We start from the raw sequence: 19,887 nt of genomic DNA, 5'->3' as shown, positions 1-19,887 counted from the left end.
ACACCTTCCTTTCTCGGCCTAAAGGTTAACGGTCAAGCGCGCCGCCATTACTTTCCATTGTGATCCTCTTGATTCCTTCGGCCAGAAGGCCGGAAATGTCGATGGCGTTCGATTCGTGCGCAATCGTGTTGGTCGTCACGACTTGTCTGGCCCCCGCAGCCAGGAGTTCGGGGTAGGCCTTGTCCGCGAAAAGCCCATGGACGGCAACGCACGTTGGCGGTTGCATGCCGGCGTGCATCACGTGACCGACCGTCTCGATCATGGTGCGCGCCGTCGACACGATGTCGTCCACGAGCACTGGCGTATGGCCCCGCCACCGCTCGACCTCGGGAACTGAGACCTCAACATCTCGATCACCGTGCCGGTTCTTTTCGAGCACGAGATGGGGCGCATTCGCATCACGCGCGACCGCCGACACCCATTGCTCGCTCTCTGCGTCCGGGCCAATGAGCAGGGGCCGATCGACGGTTTCCCGAATCCAAGCCGCAATCAGCGGCGCCGCATGTAGCGCGAGTGCCGGTACGGCATAGATCTCGGAAAGCGCACGTCGGCGGTGGAGGTGCGGGTCGACCGTGACGAGCCAGTCGATCTGCCGTGACAGCACTTCGGCGAAACAAGTCGAAGTTACGGCTTCACCCGGCCTAAACCGCTTATCCTGCCGCATGTAAGCGAGATAGGGACTGATCAGTCCGATGGACGCTGCGCCGAGGTCCCGGGCCGTGCCGGCAGCGAACAGAAGGGGCAGGAACTTTTTGTCCGGCCGGTCCAAGGAGCAGAGGATGGCGACCGGCCGCCCTTCAGGCGACGTTGCATACCGTAGATAGGTCTCGCCGTCCGGGAACTTACGGATCTGCAATTGTGAGAACTCGCCGCCGATTGCCTTTGCCAACGGCTCAGCAAGGGGCTCATCCTCACGCAACGTGACGAGTAGCGGCCGCATCATGTTTCCACCAGATCAATGATATCATCGTTGGCCTCCACATAGCCTAGGCTGTACGCGAGCTCACCCGGCGTCTCGGCATGGACCGTATAAAGCGGCTCGCCTGCGTCAACCGTCGCGCCAAGCCGGACATGGATCTCGACTCCCGCCGCTTTGTCCTCCGGCGCTCCGGCGAGCTTTGCCACCCTGGCCAGCCGACGGTTGTCGATCGCGAGAACGCGGCCCTGCCGTGTCGCCACGACGGGACGGCGATGAGGCGCTTGCGGCGGCGTCCGCATCCCGCCTTGGGCATCGCAGATACGCTGGAACTTGGTCCACGCTCGGCCGTCTTGCAGGACCTGAATTGCCATTTCTTCGCCGGTCTCCGGGGCCGCCATACCGGCCAACTCCAATAGCGCGCCGGCCAAGGCGACGGCGCGCGAGCGAAGGTCTCCCGGTGCTTGTGGCGAGCCCTGCAGCACCGCAAGTACGTCCTCGGCCTCCAGGGCAGGTCCGATGCCGCGTCCCACCGGCTGACGTCCATCCGTCACCAGAATGCGTGCGGCAATTCCGAAGGCTTGCGAAACCTTGGTGAGGCTCTGCGCCAAAGCCGAAGCAGCCGCGTCGCTGCGTACCTTAGCCGTCGGACCTACGGGCAGGTCAAGAATCAGGTGGGTGGAGCCGGCGGCGATTTTCTTCGACAACACGGAAGCGACAAGTTGACCTCCACTATCGAGATCGAGGGCGCGCTCGACACGGATTAGCGTGTCGTCCGCGGGGCTCAGGCGCACCGCTCCGCCCCAGATCACGCAGCCGCCCTCGCGTTCTACGACATTCCTCATGGCAGGGATGTCGAGATCGACCGGAGCCAGGGTTTCCATGGCGTCCGCCGTTCCCGCCGGCGACGTGATCGCCCGGGATGATGTTTTCGGCATGGTGAGGCCACAAGCAGCCGCAATGGCAACGACGATCGGCGTGGTTCGGTTTCCTGGAAGGCCGCCGACGCAGTGCTTGTCGACGATAGGCGTGGTGTCCCAATCTAGGCGTTCGCCAGCATCCGCCATCGCTCTCGTCAACGCGACCGTCTCGTCATGGTCGAGGGGTCTTGCGGAACAAGCGGTAATGAACGAGGACAAATAAATGTCCGAGTACCTGCCGGCGACGATATCGGTGACAACTTCCTCGAGTGCGATTGCGTCAAAGGGCTCCCCATAGACCTTCGCGCGAACCTTGCTCAGAGAGTCGAGCGGGCGCGGGTGACTCACGGAAATCAGCTCGCCGTCGACGAGTCCCAGACGGTGCCAGGCCGACTCCGACAGGCCGGCCTCGTCGTGCCTGAGCAAGTCCCCGCTGACGTGATACAGGGTCGCAATGACCGACTGCTCACCGTGCGTCAGCCGAACCCGCGCCTGGGCCGCAAATCCTTCGGACCGGCAGATGGGGCAGTCCTCGCGCATGAACACGACCGCCTCGTATTGCGTGTCGATCCCGAGGCGCCGTGCGCGTAGGGTGTTCGGGGCCGACCGGTTGAGCGCAGCGTTCGGTGGTGGCTTCGCCGTCATGTCAGCTCGGTTTCATCGCGGTAGTCCGGCACCGTGCAAGGCCATCCGAGTTCTTCCGCGATCCGGTGGCGCAGAGCATCCGAGGCGGCCGGCTCGCCATGTGTCACGAAGGTCGTGCGTGGTGGATCGGCGAAGTGTCCCAGCCACGTCATGATCTCGTCCGCGTCGGCGTGTGCCGACAACATTTGCAGGTTGGCGACCTCTGCCCGTATCGGGATGTAGCTGCCATGAATCTTTACACTCTCTGCACCGGCTGTCATGGCGGCACCACGCGTCCCGCCCGCCTGGAAGCCCGTGAAAAGAATGGTATTGCGGCGGTCCGGCGCGAAATGCTTCAGGTGGTGAAGGACTCGCCCACCGGTCGCCATACCGCTCGCCGAGATGATGATCTTTGGCATAATCTCGCGGTCGAGCGACTTGGATTCCTCCGGTTCGCGCACGTAGCGGGCAATACTGCAAGCCTTTCGGCATTGCTCGGTGGTCAGCCGGTGTGCCTCGATATGCTTGCAGAACACCTCACTCGCATCGATCGCCATCGGACTGTCGAGGAATATGGGCAAGTCGGGGATGCGCTTATTCGCCTTCAGGCGCTGGAGGTGGAAGAGAAGCGACTGGGCTCGACCGACCGCGAACGCTGGGATGAGGACGGTGCCGCCCCGCGCGGCCGTATGGTTGATGACCTCGGCAAGCACCTCCTCTGCGTCCTGCGTCTCATGACGCCGATCGCCGTAAGTCGATTCGACGACCAGGTAATCGGCATGAGCGACAGGCGTGGGATCGACCGTTGTGGCGCTATTGGGTCGCCCCAAATCGCCGGAGAAGACGAGGGTCCGCCCGGCAAAACGAACTTCCACAATGGCCGCGCCGAGAATGTGGCCGGCAGGCAAGAAACGGACGGAGAACTTGTCGGCGATTTTCGTCTCGTTGCCAAAAGCGACCGTCGCGAAGCGATCCATACAGGCGTCGGCGTCGGCCTTCGTGTAGAGTGGCAGCGCAGGGCGGTGCTTCGAGAAGCCATGTCGGTTGGCGAACTCGGCATCCTTCTCCTGCAGGTAACCACTATCGGGGAGCAGGATCTCGCAAAGATCCCGCGTGGCCTCAGTGCAGACGACCTGACCCGCGAACCCCTTTCGGACCAGGAGCGGCAGATAGCCTGAATGATCGAGATGGGCGTGGGTCAAAACCACGGCGTCAATACGTTGCGGATCAGTCGGGAGGGGCGCCCAATTGCGCAAGCGGAGCTGCTTGAACCCCTGAAAGAGCCCGCAATCGATCAAGATACGCGCACCGTCATACTCGAGCAGGTATTTCGAACCCGTGACGGTGCCGACTGCACCGAGGAAAGACAGTCGGGCACTCATGCTCGGACGCCCCGCTGACGCTCGCCGCGGCGGGTCACTGGACCTGCCGGAACAGGCCAGGGTAGCGGTTGAAGGCGAACTTCTGCACCAACGAGCCGTCGATGGTGACGATCTTGGCTGTGATGCTGCCATCCTCGGCTTTCGAGATTTTGCCCAACCTCAGGCGCGGATTGTCGTGCCAGGCCAGATACCTCTCCGGAAAGGCGCGCACACGCTGGGGCGTCACCTCTTCCCGGGCCTCCGGCATGCCGTAAATCACGCCATGATTTCCCATCATGGCCAAAGGAGAGGCGGAACCGGCACCCGACATCATGTGCACCATGCCCGGATTGCCCTGATTCATTGCGGCAGGCGGAGCCGCTGCTGTGCCGGGTGCCTGCGCTTCGGGCGTGGTCCGGGTTTCCTCCGGATGATGTGCGTGGGGCCCTTGATCTGTTGCCTGCGCATGCGCGGTGGCCGCTACAGCGACCAGCAGAAATCCCGTGATGAGGAAGGTAGTTAGCGCTGTCAGTCTCATGATCCGTTCCCCTTTTACAGTTGTGTTTCAAGCCGTGCCTCGGCTTCATGCAGCACGCTCTTTCGACGCCAAGACTAGGGATGGGAAAAACGCCGGAACGCGACGGGCATAGGTGGGATACGCATCGCCGAAGGCCGCCTCGACCTCGCGTTCCTCGCGCCGGGCGAGGCGCCAGTACATCACGAGCAGGATCGGCAGCATCAGTCCGGTCACCAGCGTTGGCCACTGCAGGAAGAATCCGATCATGATGAGGGCGAAGCCGACGTATTGGGGGTGTCGGACCCGGGCATAGGGCCCGGTCGTGGCCAATTTTCCCTCCCGTTGCGCGTCGTGAAGGACACGCCAGGCCTTGGCGATCAGGATGAAGCCGCCCCCGATGAACACGAAGCTCAGCAAATGGAATGGGCTCCAGTGCGGGTCCATCGACCAACCGAACAACGCCGGCCAGAGGTGCCCGGCGTCGTGAGACATCGGATCGAGCGCAGGGAATCGATTGCCGAGCCAGCCAGCGAGCAGGTAGAGCGTCAGCGGAAACCCGTACATTTCGGCGAACAACGCGACGATGAAGGCTGAAAATGCCCCCAGAGAGCGCCAGTCGTGTGCGGTCCGTGGCCTGAAAAAGCTGAACGCGAATAGAATGAAGATCGCCGCGTTGATGACGACCAGGAACCACAGACCGTAAGCGGGCACGTCACCGTTCATCTCGACCTGCGCCCCCTCCGCGGTGGCCACCGTGACCGCGATGCATGAAGAAATGCATGCCGACGCAGATGATCAGGAGTAGCAACAGCGGCAATTCCCCCAGAATGTGGGCGCGATGCTCCAGCCATATGAACACGCCACCGATTGCTAGGAAGACGCAGAGCGCGAAGCCGGCCGGCGTATTCCAGAACGAGCGCCTGGGACCTTCGATTTGCTTCGTCGAATGATTGTCAGTCACGGCTTGTGCACCTCGATCCGCGCGCGCTTCAACAGCAGTGAATTACCGATCACGGAGAGCGAGCTCGCGGTCATGGCAATAACGCCCACCATCGGGTGGAGGAGACCGAGGGCGGCGACCGGGATCGCGGCGACGTTGTAGAACCAGGCCCAGAACAGGTTTTGGAGAATTTTTCCGAATGTTGCCCTGGATAGGCGGATCGCCTCGACAGCTTTTGTCAGCTCTCCCTTGACCAGCGTGACGTCGGCGGCCTCGATGGCCACGTCCGCGCCTGCGCCGATCGCGATCCCGACGTTCGCCTGCTTGAGCGCCGGTGCGTCGTTGATGCCGTCGCCCACCATCGCTACGTGGTTGCCGTGCTTCTGTTGAAGCGCGCGGATGGCCTCGACCTTGCCCTCCGGCAGCACGCCCGCCATGACCTCGTCAATGCCGACCTGCGAGGCCACGAACTTTGCCGTGCGTTCATTGTCGCCCGTCACCATCGCAACCAGGATACCCATCTCGTGCAGGGAGGCGATAGCGGCCTTCGAATCGGCCTTGATAGTGTCCGCGACGGCGACGATGCCCGCGGCCCGATCCTCGATGGCAACCAGCATCGCCGTCTTGCCTTCGGTTTCGAGGCTCGTCAGCGCTTCGTCGAGCGAGCCAAGCTCGATGCCCGATTCGTTGAGGAGCCGACGGCTTCCCACTCTGACGAGGCGCCCAGCAGCCCGCCCCTCGACGCCGCGCGCCGTAATTGCCTTGAAGCCTTCGACGGCAGGGACATCCAGGCCGCGCTCCCTGGCACCGGAAACGATCGCCTGGCCCAGCGGATGTTCCGACCCGGCTTCGACGGACGCCGCCCCCCGAAGGACCGTTTTTTCATCGAACCCCTCGGCCGCGATCACGTCGGTCAGCGATGGGCGCCCTTCGGTGATTGTCCCGGTCTTGTCGAGAACGACGACCTTGACGTCCTTCAGTGTTTGGATGGCTTCACCCGAACGGATCAGGATGCCGCGCTCCGCTCCCAGACCGGAACCGACCATGATCGCAGTCGGTGTGGCGAGCCCCAGCGCACAGGGACAGGCAATGACCAGCACCGCGACGGCGGACAAAATGGCGACCATGAGCGGTGCAAGGGTCGGATCCACCCACGGTAGGAAGCCGGCGCCCCAGGCTAGGATCGGCCGAAGCTCTTCCGCGAACAGCAGCCAGATTACGAGACTCGCCAGGCTGATCAGGATCACCGCCGGCACGAACCGCGCCGTGACGCGGTCGGCGAACTCCTGGATGGGGACTTTGGAGCCCTGTGCCTCTTCGACGAGCCGGATTACCTGCGAGAGGAATGTATCTGCGCCCACCTTGGCGGCGCGAACCTTGAGCATGCCCTCCTTGTTAATGGTGGCGCCGATCACTGGGTCGCCCGGGCCCTTTTCGATGGGGACGGATTCGCCGGTGGCAATGGACTCGTCGAGATGGCTGTTGCCCTCGATGATCTCCCCGTCGGTCGGTACCTTGGCGCCGGGACGCACCACCATGATGTCACCGACCTGCAACTCCGCGACAGGCACCTCCACTTCCTGGCCGGCGCGTAGAACAGCAGCCGTCTTGGCGCCCATCGTAATGAGCCGCTTGATCGCCTGGGAGGCCCGACCCTTGGCCCGGGTTTCGAGGTAGCGGCCCAATAGGTGGAAAGTCATGATTGTCGCGGCCATCTCGATGAACGAGGTCATCGGATAGACGAAGCCGACGAGACCGATCAGATAGGGTGGCAGGCTGCCCATTGAGATCAGCACGTCCATGTTGGCCGTGCGGTTGGTCAGCGAACGCCAGGCCGAACGGTGAGTGGCCACACCGCCGTAAGTGAACACCACCGGAAAAGCGAGCACTGCGACGATGGCGAGATATCCCGGGACCGGAACCCAGAACATGTGGACTGCCATTAGCACCATGATCAGGGTGGTCGGAACCGCGGCGATCCACAGCCGTTTCCATGCCTGGATAAGATAACGTTCCTCGGCTTCTTCTCCGGCAGACGGTGTCGCTGTTGCAACCGTTTCAACGCCGGCGACATCGTAGCCCGCGCGTTCAACTGCGTTTCTGATCGTATCAGCACTTGCTTGTGCGGGATCGAAGCGAACGGTTACGCGATGATTGGCGATATTTGTGCCGATTTCGCTGATGCCCGAGAGCCGGTGAATGGATTCCGAAACGATACCGGCACAGTGATCGCTGCCCATGCCTGGCACGGTTAAGCGAATCTCGCGGCCGGCTTCTCCATCTTCCGCATCCACACGATCGACGTCGTAGCCCGCCCGCTCGACCGCAGCTCGCAAGGCGTCCTTGTCGACACGCGCGATGTCAAAGCGAACCTCGACACGGTGCGCCGCGATATTGGTGCGCACATCGCTCACGCCGTCCACGCGCTTGAGTGAGGTGGAAACGATGCCGGCGCAGTGGTCGCTGCCCATGCCGGGGACATACAGTGTTGCCGTCCAGGCCGCGGCGGTTGGGGACGCTTTGTCGTTCATGGCCCGTTCCCCGATCGCGTTTTCAGGCGCCGTTGAAGCACCAGAATCCAGACCACCACGAGCGGGCATGCGATCAAGAACAGCAGCGCCATGGCCGACCACACGGTCAATCCGAGCACCCACAGAATGACCACCGCAGCTGCGGTCCCGACAAGAGCGCAAACCCACTGCAGAAGAGTCCGCGGCCCCCTCGATTTTTCAGGGCCCATTTCCGTCAGGGGCCGCCCGCTATCTTCCGACATGGTCAAGTGCTCCCTTTAATGCATTGGATCAGAAAGCAATATTCACTCAAACAGGTCCTACATATTGCGAAATGTTACCATAGCCTTTTCCCTCGCTCTATGGATGAGGGGCTTCGTGAAAACACATGATCGATATCGAGTATTTCGAATGAAGTGAATCGAAAGGCCGCTCGATCAATCCCAGCGCGCCAGGAACCGCCGCCGTGGTGCAATCTGCCTCATTGCTCCATCCATGAACGACCTTGAGCCTGCATCAAAGAGCGCAGAAGTCGCATCTTATAACGTCAAATGCGTCTAGATGAACTCGTATACCCTCATGTGCTGACGCGCCAGTTTCCCTCGGTCAAAGAGGTGGCCAACCTACTCAAGGTCGGCGGATCAGCCGTTTGCGCCTGGATCAAGGGTGCCGATCTCCGTGGCATCAACGTCGGCCGGGAGTGGCGGATCGCCGCCGAAGACCTGGAGAGCTACTTGGACAGGCTTGCCAACCGGCCTCGAGACCACGATATGCATGCTACGCCGGCAGATGAAACAGGCTCAGGATCCGACAAGATCGATAGACCGTAGCAGAACGGTCGGTTGGTGGACGGTGTATATTGCTTAGGAGGATGCGGCTAAGACCCAGATGATGAAATGTGCTGTCTTCGTGGAGCCGAACCGTATCGTGCTGGACGAGAAACCCCTGCCCGATGTAGGACCGCTCGACGCGCTGATCCGCATCACCACCACTACGATCTGCGGCACCGACGTCCATATCCTGAAAGGCGAATATCCGGTCGAGAAGGGCCTGGCGATCGGCCACGAGCCGGTCGGGTTATCGGGAAGCTGGGTTCGGCCGCACGATGTCCACGCCACCCTCACGCCCACAACCTTCGTCGCTGGCTTCCATTGACGCAAGGGTATCGCCACGCGTCGTGACCGGACCGGTCGGCCGGTCGCGCGCGGGGTTTCGCTCTTACCTGGCTGCGCTCGATCCCGAGCCCGCGCGCCGCCGTCTGTTCGACTGAGGCGCCCGCGCGGGGCGGCCCGGGGCCCCCGAAGAACCTCCCGGATTGTTGCGGCCGCGACCACGGCCGGCGTTCCGCTGCCCGTTTTTCTTCTTCTGTTGCGATTTGTGCTGCTGTTCCTTGTGCCGTGACTTCTCCGGCTGCCGGCCCGGGAGGCGCGGGGTCGCCTCATCGCCGGGCGCAGGACGAATGTCCCCCGACACCTCGATCGCGCGGCCGATCAGCTTCTCAATGTCACGGAGATAGGGACGTTCTCCGACGTCGCACAACGACACCGCCACGCCATTCTTGCCCGCCCGTGCCGTGCGCCCGATGCGATGGACGTAAGCCTCGGGAACATTTGGCAGCTCGTAGTTGACGACGTGCGAGACGTCGTCGACATCGATCCCGCGGGCCGCAATGTCGGTCGCTACCAGGATAATGGTCTTTCCGCTCCGGAACGCGCCGAGCGCCCGTTCGCGCTGGCCCTGGCTCTTGTCCCCATGGATCGCGGCGGCGTCGATCCCCGCCTTCATCAGGTGTTGGGTCACGCGGTCGGCCCCGCGCTTGGTGCGGGTGAAGACGATGGCCCGCTCCACAGCCCGGTCCCTCAGCACCTCCACCAGCACCCGGCGTTTCGCCGGATGCGGCACGTGAATTACCTTCTGCTCGATGCGCTCGATCGGACGTGAGGCCGGTGTGACGGAGATTTCCGCCGGCGCACGGAGAAAGTCGTTCGCAAGCGCCCGGATGGGTCCGGGCATGGTGGCCGACAGGAGGACGGTCTGCCTTTTCGACGGTGCCCTGGCCACGATCCGCCGGATCGCCGGCAGGAACCCCAGGTCAAGCATCTGGTCCGCCTCATCGAGGATAAGTGTGCTCACGCCTTCGAGGCGCACAGCGCCGCTTGACATGTGGTCGAGCAGCCGCCCCGGCGTGGCGACCAGGATATCGACGCCAGGCGCCATGCTGCGAATCTGAGGGCCTGGCCGCGTCCCGCCGACGATGACTGCGACCTGCGGGCGAACATGTCGGCCGTAGGTGCGGATGTTGTCCGCGATTTGCGCCGCAAGCTCGCGGGTCGGCGCCAGGATCAGGGCCCGGCAGGATTTTGGCAGGCGCGGCAGGCGATCGCCGGCAAGGCGGTTCAGTAACGGCAGCACAAAGGCCGCCGTCTTGCCGGTGCCGGTCTGGGCGATGCCGACGGCGTCGCGCCCGGCGAGCAGCACGGGGATCAGCTCTGCCTGGATTGGCGTTGGCCGGGTATAGCCTTCTGCCGTGATGGCGCGAAGGAGGGGCTCGGCAAGGCCGAGCTCGGTGAACTTTTTCAAAGGAATACTCTCAATTTCTGGTTGCGCGCCGGGCTCATGCCGGCCGCAAGCGGGGGTTTTCTCTAAGGGAGGGAGCGTGGCGTAGGTCAGCTGCCTGCTTGGTGCGCCGCCTGTTCGGGGCGCGGTGTCCAAGGCAACGATCAATACGCGGGGAAGGTTGCTCGGTTAATGGTCGCCGTTGACGAATGATCGTCACCTACACCCGGCGAGCACGGCGCCTGTCTCGCACGTTCTCTCTCCCTTGGCAACCGAAATCGCCAAGGGGTTTCCTGTCCGGGCGCCTAATACGTGGCGCCGATACGCTCGCAGGGTTCTGACGGGTCCTGCCCGGGCAGTCCGTAGAGCCACAAATAGGGGTGGACCAGGACGTGGAAGGGCTCGCCCCTGGCCATGATCTCGCGGAGCCGCGCCTCGAAACAGGCGCCGCTGACACGCGTCGTGATCGAGTCGGTCAGATAGTCGAGCCCGTATCGCGACATCATCTGATAGGGCTCGATCCCGGCGCCGTGTTTTGTCGCCCATTCGAGGCCAAGGAATGTGTGGCCCTGACCGATCATCCCGACGAATTCCCCGATCTGTTGTGTTGGCGTGTCTTTCTCCCGCCGCATCCGCAGGGCCTGTTTTTGCAGGGTCATGCCGCCATGCGACGACCAGGACGAGACCGGCGAAAAGGCCTCGCGCAGGCTGGCGAGGGCGTCGGCAAAGCGGTTTCTGCCGCCGGTAACAAGGTCACGTACGAGGCCGGGCGCGAAGCGGTCCGCGTCCTTGAGAACCCTGTATCCGGGGAACGGCTCGTACCAGTACTCGCTCCTGGCGGCCTCCTTGAAATCACGGGAGCCGACAAGCCTGTCCACAAAAGGTCTCAGGCATCTGTCATTCTGCTGCGTGTAGTCGGGGCAGTGCTTGAACCACAGATAGGAATCAGCCGGGCTCAGATGCAGGCCCCAGCGATGTCCAAAACCTTCAAGCTTCTTCAGAAGCAGGAAATCATCACGGGCCGCGTCCTGCCGCGCCGCCGCATTCCAGTGCAGATGCATGCTGGAGCTCACGCCACGCCGGCCTTCAAGGACCATCATGCAGGCCCCGCCGGCGATGTCGCGCACATGGATATCATGGCGCATGTAGAGGAGATTGCCGTCCGTGCCGGAGTCCTCGAACGCCTCCAGCGGCACCATGGCATAACCGCCTTCCGAGGCGGCTTCCAGAAATGAGACATATTGAGGCATCCACGCCTGGCATTTCGCATGCAGGGCCTGGACGAGGTGATCGCGGTCCTCGCCGTCTCTCAGAATTTCCAGAATTTCCGCGTTTATTCTGTCGACGCGTTCCGTCTCGTCCCTGATCACCTTGTTGATCAGGGCACCCGAGTGCCATTTCGACCAGCTGTTGCCGGCGGCATAACGCAGGGCGAAAATCTGGGTATGTCCATCTCCCATGTGGACGCTGACGGTGGGGAGGTCCTCGCGGGAAAGCGAGACGGCTTTCCTGTTTTGTGCGACCGGCGCGTTGTCTTGGATGATCTGACCGCCTCTTCCGGCGGCGCGCCTGACCTCGATCGTCTCGATCCGCGAGAGAATGCTTTGAGGAATATCGAAGAGGGTGGTCAGGGGGAGCGTCGTGCCGGGATCCACCACGAGGCGCCCCCCCCGGACGCTCGCTTCCGCCGGCTCTGCGTCATGATCGCCGGTCGGACTCCACCAGGTTACGGTCGCGAAATAGGCGCCCCCGATCGTGAGGAGTGTCAGGAATGCGATAAACAGAGCCTTCTTGGTCACGGCCAGATCTCTCTATCCGGGAAGTCCGGAGGGCAGGAGTTGCAATGGTTCAGGGTGCGAGCGCGTCCGTCAGCATATGCGACAGCCATTGCTGACCCCGGTAGGACAGGTGGTTGTCGTACCGCCAGGTGAGGTAGCGATCCTCGTCCTCGATGCCGGAGGGGAGGGGCGGGACAATGCACTCGAAATCATTCTCCTCGCAGAAGCGCCGGACATTCTCGGCGAAAATCTCGAATCCCAATTCTGTTGTCTCGCCGTTTTCAAGCGCGTGGGGCTGCCGGCCGGTCGAGGGGTCCTGCGCCGCCCGGATCTGGGCATGGAATGAAAACAGGATAAAACGTATATCCGGGTTTTCCCGCTTCAGCTTGTCCAGAAAATCGCGAAAAATGGCAAACGTTTCCCGGCCTTCCGGCGGCATCCGATCGTACGGTATCAGGAGCGCCTGGTTGGGCAGGACGTCGCTCTTCAATGGAGACATGTCCCTGGGCGTCAGGTGGCGGCGATATCGCACATCCCTGGGCCGGAACTGGAGCCGGCCTCCCTCATCGTAATAGACGGCGCCCCATCGGGGATGCTCCGGATCGACGCCCAATATCTTCTGCTGAAGGATCGGGTGCAGAAACGTCAGCGTCCCCACCTCCACCTCGATCAGAACCACATCCGGCTTGAAGGCGCGAACATAGGTTTCCATGCGCTGGTAGTGGTTGGAGGGTGGCGCGCCGCCCTGGCCGGCGGCGATGATTTCCGCACATTTTTGCAGTCGGACGCCCAGCTCCGCCTCGAGCAGAACATTAAACTTCTCCGTCGTCCGGTGCATGATGTTGGTGATCGTGCTCGGCCCCATCACGACGGCCCGGAAACAGCCGTCCGGATTGTCGAAAAACCTGTCCCGGTCAAAATATCCATAATTATTGGCGAAGGTGACGTTGTGGAATTCCGTGACCTTCCCCGGGATGCCCGTATAGAGCTGGCGCGAATGCGGGACCCTCAGGCCAAAATACTTGCTCTTTCTCGGGAACAGGCTGCTATTGGGGCGCGACAGGTCGCGTGGCGGCGGCTTGGGTTTTTCGGGATTCGTGACCTCTTGCGAGAGGGATATCCGGGGGCGGGTATCGATAACCAGCCGGCCCTGGGCGGTCGCCGCCTCGATCCAGCGGCCATGGGTGACAAAGAAATCGGTCTCCGCCTCGCGAAGCCAGATTGAAACCCGGCTGTCAGCGGGAACATCCGCAAAAGTAAATTCCATATCGGCCGCCAAGGCCGACGATCTCGTTTCGCCGGCTTCAGACAGCATCCGCACCGGCGTTCCCGGCTCGGCATTTCCGATGACCCGGCCTTTGACGTCGATCGTATCCGGTCCGGGTTCGTCCAAAAGAGTCACAAGGCCGAGATTCCGGATAGAAACTGTCTGGCCTTGTGCGCCGACCCACTCGATGAAGAAATAGTCGATCCCGGTGCCGGGATCGGCGGAATCAAGGCGCAGATCGGCGAGGGGCGCGCGGTAAAGGCCTTCCCCGATTTTCTCCAGGCTGGTCGGCTCCCCCTGTTTTTCCAGGCCCGCGATCAACTCGTCGGGGATGTTGCGAAGATAGGGCCCGACAGAACTCGGATCCGGAAAAGTGAATTGATCCTTCGGATAAAAAGTATGCACCTCTCCGTTCCTGAGCGCGATTCCGACCCTGAAGGGGAGCCGCGCGGGGACCGGGCGCTCAAACCTCAGCTCCAGATGTGTCGCGCCGTCGGCCGGAAAGCGGCCCTGGCTCCAGACCAGGAGGGCGTGTGAATCGAGTATCTGAAACTGGGCGGATTTTATGCCGACGGGCCCGTCCTTGGGCAGGCGCAGCTCTCCGCCGTAAATCTCGACAAGTCCCTCTTTTTGATAAGGATCGACGGAATCGATGAAGGAGAGCGTGTTTCGGTAGGATTCCGCCGAAACGGAAAACATGGGGACGAGAAATATTGCCGCGAGGCCTGTTGCAATCAGAAGCGCGGTGCGCGGGATGGGGAGGGAGATGAAACGCTGTTTCATCCGCCACAAAAATCGAGATGGCATTCCGAATTCTCCTCACCAGACAGCCAGACAGCCAGATCGCGGCAATCCGGCCGGGCCGAAGGCCGGCCGCGTGGCCGCTTCCCGCCGCGGCCATCCTGGTATGCCAGAATAGGCGCCTGGTCCCAAGGGGGGGTAAGGGCCTTCTCGACTTTCCCCCGATTTTTGTCGGGCAATCCAGCCGTTTCGCCTCATGCGGAGGTAAAGTCTAACTTGATGGATCAACGCGTAATTTGATAGCTTGTGGCGGCAAAACCGTGGTCGACCGCCTCCCCTCTATTGTCGCCGCAAAAGCGGATTGTGGTGGAACGCGGCCGCTATACTCCGGAAAACCCGGCCCGGCCGCAAGAGGCGCAAAGGCGCCGCGATAGAGCAGGTTTGAAAGTGGTTCACAAGCCAAACAAGGCCGTTCGGCCCGCCGGCGTTCTTTGCGCCGCCCGCAATACCTTCCAGATATCCCGGACCGCTCTGCTCGGGCTGGCGGTGATGGTGACCCTGTCGCTGGCCGGACAGGGCGCGGCGCTTGCCGGGGGCGGCAAAAAGAATTCCCCCGGCATCGCGTGCGAAGCTCCGCTGGAACTCGCCGATGCGCTGCACATCGACTTCCGGGATGTGACACCCGAGAAGGATGGTGAGGTCCTGTACATTGCCCTCGATGTTCAGCCCGCATGGGATCAACTGGTCGATCGCGACGTCGAAAGCCGTGTCGCTGCCTTTGTGGACACGGGGAAGATGCTGGGCACTCGTTATATCTGCAACGAGGAGTATTTCTCTGACCTCACCAGCGTCGAGATCGACTACGTTTCCATCTTCAGCGCCGATGAATACGATACGGCCGATCCCGATTCGTTCAGGTACTACGGATCGCTTCTGTTCAGGACAAGTGACGAGGGCCTCCTCGTGCTTGAAAAGAACCTCCTAGATATGGACGCGCTCACCGCTCAATAGATCCGGGAAAGATCAGATAAAAACGAATGTTTAACCTGAACCCCAAAAATATCGGAAGCGTCCTCATTATCCTCGTCATTGCGACGCTGATCTCTTCGGCGCTGATGTATCTTGCCGGCTACGAGATCCTGAGCGCTCAAGTCGAGCGGTCGGTCAGGGCTGGGGATAAGCAGCCCGGGCGGGGCGAGATTGCCGAACTCAGGCAGGAACTGCAGGCCGCCAACAGGCGGAATCTGGAGCAGATCGCCAGGCTCCGGACGGAGCTTCTCACATCCGATATGGCGACCAATGTCGAGCGGATCCTGGATGGCGCCACAACGGATGCCGAAAAAACCATGCGTCTGGCATTATGGGTATCCTCGAATATCCGCAACGACCGGGCCAGCGATTACGGTCGGGACCCGCTGGCGTGGTTCTCCAACCGGGTTGGCCGGTGCGGCGCCAAGACACGCATGTTCGTGGAAATGCTCAAGTTCGCAAACATTCCCGCCGGCGTTTTCAACATCTACAACTTCAACAGGAATTTCGGCGCTCACAGTGTTGCGCAGGTTTACTATGACGGGGCATGGCACATGTTCGACGTCACATATGCCGGCGTCTTCATGCGGGGTGACCATGTGATGTCCTGGGAGGAGATCAAGCAGGATCCCGAGACGGCTCACGAAAACATGGTCGTTTTCCAGAAGACCATCGATCGCTACATCAGTGAAAATCGGGAAGGTGGTCGGCGCGTCAACAACAATGAGCGTATGAAGCAGGTTTACACCGTGGACTACATCCGCAACGCCAGGACCTACGGGTTCTGGCGCGGGGACGACATGAAGGTACTTTTCCCGCAGGTCGATCTGTCGGAGCATCCCGACGGACTCGTCCTGGGCGAAATTGACGGCGCGTTTGCCGACGTGACCTCGGATGGACGGGAGATGGGCATCAGCGGCGAGATGGGGCGCTCACTCGGGACACACAGGGACACGTTCAGCCTTGAATGGGAGTTCATAAACCCGACGCCCGACCGCCTCTACCGGCTTAATATCCATAGTTACCGGGCGAGTCAGGGGGATTTGAAGTTTTGGGCGAAAAGCGATACGGCCGTCATAGAGCGCGGGGCGGAGTTCGAGACGACGGAAAGCAAGACGACGGAAAGATTGTGGAAATCGAGCCCGGCGACATGGTCTGTCGATTTTCGATGTGGGGATACAGGCGGGTGCAGGCTTGCCATGGGGTATGATTTTCGGGGTCCGAATCGTGGTCTCTTTATCGACAAGATTGAAATCCTTCCCGCTGCCCGGTAGATGGTGCCGCAGCGCTGGTCCCGCCTGGCCGGCCGCTCCGGCAACCGGCTGACACAGGTCCGTGCCAGTCACTCCCGCCCGATACCCGATACGCAGGAAACGAGTCCCTGATGCCCGTATTTGACGCTAATGGAGACTCCCTGTCGGGATTTGCGATCAACAGCTGGGAATTCCTGCTGTTCGCGATCCTGGCCGTCATCGCGATGAACCTGCTGGGCAAGGCAACGGCCAGGAATATTACTCTCCTGGCCTTCAATATTTATTTCATATCGGCCTTCTTCGTTAACGTTGAAACCGTCGGCATTCTGGTGTCGTTCATCGTCCTCACCTATTTCATCGGACGGTGGCGGTTGCGCGCCGAAGCCTCTCGGGCTTCGGCAATCCTTGGCGTCAGCGTCGTTGGCTTGTGGGCATTCCTGTTTCTGGTTCGGGACGGTTCGTTATTTTCGTCCGTTAACCCGTTTTACTATGTGACGGTCCAGATCATCGGCATCTCCTACATGGTATTCAGGAGTATCAGTTACCTTATGGAGGTCGAGTTCATCGAAGAACCCGGCCTTTTGCGTTACTGCAACTACATCCTGTTTTTCCCACTCATACTGGCCGGTCCGATCGAACGCTATCGGCGTTTCGAAACCCAGATGACGCAACCGCAGTGGAACCCGGATCTGGTGATGCCGGCCCTGCACCGTATCGCTAACGGCATGATCAAGAAATTCGTGATTGCCGATAACCTGTCCGTGTTCGGCATCCTGGCATTCGACAATCCTATGGACATGTCTGTACCGGTTCTGTGGCTCGGCGTGATGTCGCAGTTGCTTCTGATCTATCTGGATTTCAGTGGATATTGCGACATTGTCATCGGGCTCGCGATGCTGATGGGGTTCAGGGTGGTCGAGAATTTCAATCGGCCGTTCCACTCCACCAACATCCAGGAGTTCTGGGAGCGCTGGCATATGTCGCTCAGCAGCCTGGTGAAGGATTACATTTTCACGCCGATAAACGTTTATGTTTTTAAAAACGTCCGGCGCCAGTACCAGTTCGCCCTGGTGGTTGCCTCGTATTTCTTCTCCATGGTGCTCATCGCCATGTGGCATGGGACCACGGTCGGTTTCCTGGTCTTCGGCATCCTTCATGGCGGCGCTCTCGCCCTGAGCCAGGCATACAAGAAGATCTTCAAGGCATCGGCGGCGGCCGGGCAGGGTCCGAACGTCGCGACCGTCTATGCCAAGCGCCTTATGGTGTATTCGTTCGTTTCGGTGAGTTTGACGCTGTGGCTGACGTCGGCCTCCGAGTGGGGCGGTATTTTCGGCAGAATGCTGGGATTTAGGTGATGAATAACAGAACCGGGCTCCTCATCAGCAGCTTCTGGCTGGCCCTTAAGATAGCCGCAATTCTGCTCCTGATGAATTCGGGCCAGACATTTTTCGTGTATCAGAACTTCTAGCTGGACAGGGTCGGCATGGCACAGGACACGCCAGTCACAGAGAACGCTCGCCCGGGCCATTTGCACAATCTGGTGGCGCTGGCGAAGGTCGTCGTGCTCGTCCTGCTCTGCATTGGAGTGATCGATGCCGCCGTGCGCGTCTGGTTCTCGCAGAACCAGACGCTGTTCAGGATCGTCGATATTCAAACGCCGAGCGTGCTCTACGCAAAGCTCGAGGCGTTGCGCGAGTTTGACGGGATCAAGGTGATCATCCTCGGGGATTCGCTGGTTTATGGCCGGTCGATGGAGGCACACGGCGACGACGACTGGCGGAGACACGTGATTTCGCGGCAACTTCAGGAGCGGCTGGCGGGGTCCTTTCCTGATCGGGACCTGATGGTTCTGAACCTCGGCATGAACGGTGCCCTGCCGCAGGATCTGGAAAACCTCGTCCGGATCATTCAGCCCTACAAGCCGGATCTGCTGCTGTTTGATCTGAGCCTGCGTTCCTTCTCGGACGATTTCGAGGAGGCGGGAGAAGCGGAAACCCGGCCCTGGCTCAACGACATGGAAATCTCGGGGAACGGTCGCCTCACGACGGGCGGAAAGGGCGCCCGCCTGTCCTCGGTGATTGACGATACCGTCTCCGGGTACTGGTTTCTCCACCGCGTTTCCGATTTCCTGCAGTGGCACCTGCTGGATGGCGAGCCCGTGAACTTCACGCGGAATCTTCGCACGAAGATCGATCTCTGGTTCAAGGGCGGCGTCCCGGAGATGACACGCAAGGAGGAGCGTTCGGAGCGGGCGATTCTTATGATCAAGGCGAAGAGGCGTTACAGCGCAATCCGTCTTGAGGGTGATAATCGCCAGCTTGCGGCCCTGCAGTACATGCTGGAGTTTCTGTCTGCGACCCGTCAGCCCACGCTGATCTTTTATGCGACGGAAAACCCGGGCGTTCTGCGGCAGATTGTGGACGTGTCGAAGCACCAGCAGGATTTGGAGGTGCTGCGGCGCCATATCGAAGATCACGCGGACGGCCGGTATATCGGATATCATCCGGCGCTGGAGTCCCTGAAACCGGGCATGTTTCTGGACCACGTGCATCTGAACGCCGCGGGATATGCCGAGCTTGCCGATAGCCTCTTGCCACAGGCCACGGCACTGATTATCAGCAACCAGGAAAAATAGGGCGCCCCGGCGAGCCTTGAGAGCGCCCCGATCGCTTCGTTAAGGAAGGTTTTGGTTCAAATGATTGAGACTGAAGAGGTTTACAAGCGCTTGACGCCTGTTTTCAGGGATGTCTTCGATGACGACGATATTGTGCCGCATCCGGAGATGACCGCTGCCGAGGTGCCGGCCTGGGACAGTCTCAGCAACATCCGTCTCGTCGTGGCCGTCGAGGAAGAGTTCGGCATTCAGTTCTCGTCAGGGGAAATCGCCAACCTGAACAACGTCGGGGAATTCGTCAAAGTGATCCAGAAAAGGACGGCGGGTTGACGGTCAGGCCCAATATACTGACGTGGGATCAGATACAGCAGGACATGGCCGTGACCGTGCCGTTCTCGGTGTCCCGGGACGACATGGAAAAGTTCGCGGAGCTCTCCGGCGACCGCAGCCGCATACACATGGATCGCGCATTTGCGCGCGCCAGGGGTTTTGAAGATGTTGTCGTGTACGGGGCATTGACCGTCGCGCGGCTGTCCAATCTGGTGGGGATGTATCTTCCCGGCGACTTTGGGTTGGCAACCAGTTGGAAAATTGATTTTAATCGGCCCTTGTATGTCGATGAAGAGGCGGTGATGGAGGCAACCATCACGCACAAGTCAGAGGCCACCCATACGGTCAAGTTGAAGTTTCAGGTCAGGTGCGGCGACAAACTCGTCGCCAGCGGAACGGCGGGCTCGAAACTTCTGGACGGGCCCGACTGACTTTGCGCCTTCCCGGGTCCCGTATATGAAGATTTCCTGATATGGCGTTTTCTGTTCAAAACCTTCCCTGGCTGAAGCCGACCCCGGAGGATTTCCGCGC

Annotated in this window: 17 protein-coding genes and 1 pseudogene; 8 read left to right on the top strand and 10 right to left on the bottom strand. The window is 61.0% G+C overall.

Annotation, left to right across the window (positions count from 1 at the left end):
* Positions 1-25: 25 nt before the first annotated feature.
* From RLQ26_05025 to RLQ26_04995, 7 genes are read right to left on the bottom strand one after another with little or no spacing between them, the layout of a single operon-like run.
* Positions 26-943, bottom strand: a complete 918-nt coding sequence (locus RLQ26_05025) for a ribose-phosphate pyrophosphokinase (GenBank protein ID MEQ9088087.1) — start codon at positions 941-943, stop codon at positions 26-28.
* A complete protein-coding gene (locus RLQ26_05020; GenBank protein ID MEQ9088086.1) occupies positions 940-2,481 on the bottom strand; it encodes a thymidine phosphorylase family protein in 1,542 nt (513 codons plus the stop codon). The genes RLQ26_05025 and RLQ26_05020 overlap by 4 nt, the downstream gene beginning before the upstream one ends.
* Positions 2,478-3,842: an MBL fold metallo-hydrolase gene (locus RLQ26_05015; protein ID MEQ9088085.1), complete on the bottom strand. Its 1,365-nt coding sequence runs from the start codon at positions 3,840-3,842 to the stop codon at positions 2,478-2,480. Before RLQ26_05015 ends, RLQ26_05020 begins: the two co-directional genes overlap by 4 nt.
* A gap of 34 nt (positions 3,843-3,876) precedes the next feature.
* Positions 3,877-4,359 carry a hypothetical protein gene (locus RLQ26_05010; protein MEQ9088084.1) on the bottom strand — a complete coding sequence of 161 codons (483 nt, stop codon included), beginning with the start codon at positions 4,357-4,359 and terminating at the stop codon, positions 3,877-3,879.
* 45 nt (positions 4,360-4,404) lie between these two features.
* The gene (locus RLQ26_05005; protein MEQ9088083.1) at positions 4,405-5,061 is read right to left on the bottom strand and encodes an isoprenylcysteine carboxylmethyltransferase family protein; all 657 of its coding nucleotides are present in this window, start codon (positions 5,059-5,061) and stop codon (positions 4,405-4,407) included.
* Positions 5,051-5,299, bottom strand: coding sequence for a DUF2933 domain-containing protein (locus RLQ26_05000; GenBank protein ID MEQ9088082.1), 249 nt, complete (start codon positions 5,297-5,299; stop codon positions 5,051-5,053). The genes RLQ26_05005 and RLQ26_05000 overlap by 11 nt, the downstream gene beginning before the upstream one ends.
* The gene (locus RLQ26_04995) at positions 5,296-7,809 is read right to left on the bottom strand and encodes a heavy metal translocating P-type ATPase (protein MEQ9088081.1); all 2,514 of its coding nucleotides are present in this window, start codon (positions 7,807-7,809) and stop codon (positions 5,296-5,298) included. Before RLQ26_04995 ends, RLQ26_05000 begins: the two co-directional genes overlap by 4 nt.
* Positions 7,810-8,339: 530 nt before the next feature.
* On the opposite strand from RLQ26_04995, the gene RLQ26_04990 reads away from it, so the two are divergent.
* Positions 8,340-8,618 carry a helix-turn-helix domain-containing protein gene (locus RLQ26_04990; protein MEQ9088080.1) on the top strand — a complete coding sequence of 93 codons (279 nt, stop codon included), beginning with the start codon at positions 8,340-8,342 and terminating at the stop codon, positions 8,616-8,618.
* 58 nt (positions 8,619-8,676) lie between these two features.
* A pseudogene (locus RLQ26_04985) lies at positions 8,677-8,868 on the top strand (alcohol dehydrogenase catalytic domain-containing protein).
* A 138-nt stretch (positions 8,869-9,006) separates the two neighbouring features.
* Here the strand turns inward: RLQ26_04985 and RLQ26_04980 are convergent.
* The 3 genes from RLQ26_04980 to RLQ26_04970 form a co-directional block, all read right to left on the bottom strand.
* Positions 9,007-10,368: a DEAD/DEAH box helicase gene (locus RLQ26_04980; GenBank protein ID MEQ9088079.1), complete on the bottom strand. Its 1,362-nt coding sequence runs from the start codon at positions 10,366-10,368 to the stop codon at positions 9,007-9,009.
* 281 nt (positions 10,369-10,649) lie between these two features.
* Positions 10,650-12,143, bottom strand: a complete 1,494-nt coding sequence (locus tag RLQ26_04975) for a hypothetical protein (GenBank protein MEQ9088078.1) — start codon at positions 12,141-12,143, stop codon at positions 10,650-10,652.
* Between the two features lie 49 nt (positions 12,144-12,192).
* Entirely contained in the window at positions 12,193-14,196 is a 2,004-nt protein-coding gene (locus RLQ26_04970) for a hypothetical protein (GenBank protein MEQ9088077.1), read from the bottom strand.
* Positions 14,197-14,577: 381 nt separating this feature from the next.
* Between RLQ26_04970 and RLQ26_04965 the strand changes: the two genes are divergently transcribed.
* The 6 genes from RLQ26_04965 to RLQ26_04940 all read left to right on the top strand — a co-directional run bounded on the left by RLQ26_04965 (position 14,578) and on the right by RLQ26_04940 (position 19,787).
* On the top strand, positions 14,578-15,141 hold the full coding sequence (locus RLQ26_04965; protein MEQ9088076.1) for a hypothetical protein: 564 nt from the start codon (positions 14,578-14,580) through the stop codon (positions 15,139-15,141).
* 26 nt (positions 15,142-15,167) lie between these two features.
* Positions 15,168-16,433: a transglutaminase-like domain-containing protein gene (locus RLQ26_04960; GenBank protein ID MEQ9088075.1), complete on the top strand. Its 1,266-nt coding sequence runs from the start codon at positions 15,168-15,170 to the stop codon at positions 16,431-16,433.
* A 110-nt stretch (positions 16,434-16,543) separates the two neighbouring features.
* Positions 16,544-17,767, top strand: a complete 1,224-nt coding sequence (locus RLQ26_04955) for an MBOAT family O-acyltransferase (GenBank protein ID MEQ9088074.1) — start codon at positions 16,544-16,546, stop codon at positions 17,765-17,767.
* Between the two features lie 128 nt (positions 17,768-17,895).
* A complete protein-coding gene (locus RLQ26_04950; GenBank protein ID MEQ9088073.1) occupies positions 17,896-19,047 on the top strand; it encodes a hypothetical protein in 1,152 nt (383 codons plus the stop codon).
* Between the two features lie 60 nt (positions 19,048-19,107).
* Positions 19,108-19,356: an acyl carrier protein gene (locus tag RLQ26_04945; GenBank protein ID MEQ9088072.1), complete on the top strand. Its 249-nt coding sequence runs from the start codon at positions 19,108-19,110 to the stop codon at positions 19,354-19,356.
* Between the two features lie 44 nt (positions 19,357-19,400).
* Positions 19,401-19,787: a MaoC/PaaZ C-terminal domain-containing protein gene (locus RLQ26_04940; GenBank protein MEQ9088071.1), complete on the top strand. Its 387-nt coding sequence runs from the start codon at positions 19,401-19,403 to the stop codon at positions 19,785-19,787.
* Positions 19,788-19,887: the final 100 nt, after the last annotated feature.

The sequence above is a fragment of the Alphaproteobacteria bacterium genome (assembly GCA_040220875.1).
In the GTDB taxonomy this organism is placed as follows: domain Bacteria; phylum Pseudomonadota; class Alphaproteobacteria; order JAVJVX01; family JAVJVX01; genus JAVJVX01.
Note: the sequence above shows the minus strand (reverse complement) of the source record. Positions and strands in the feature narration are given on the sequence as shown.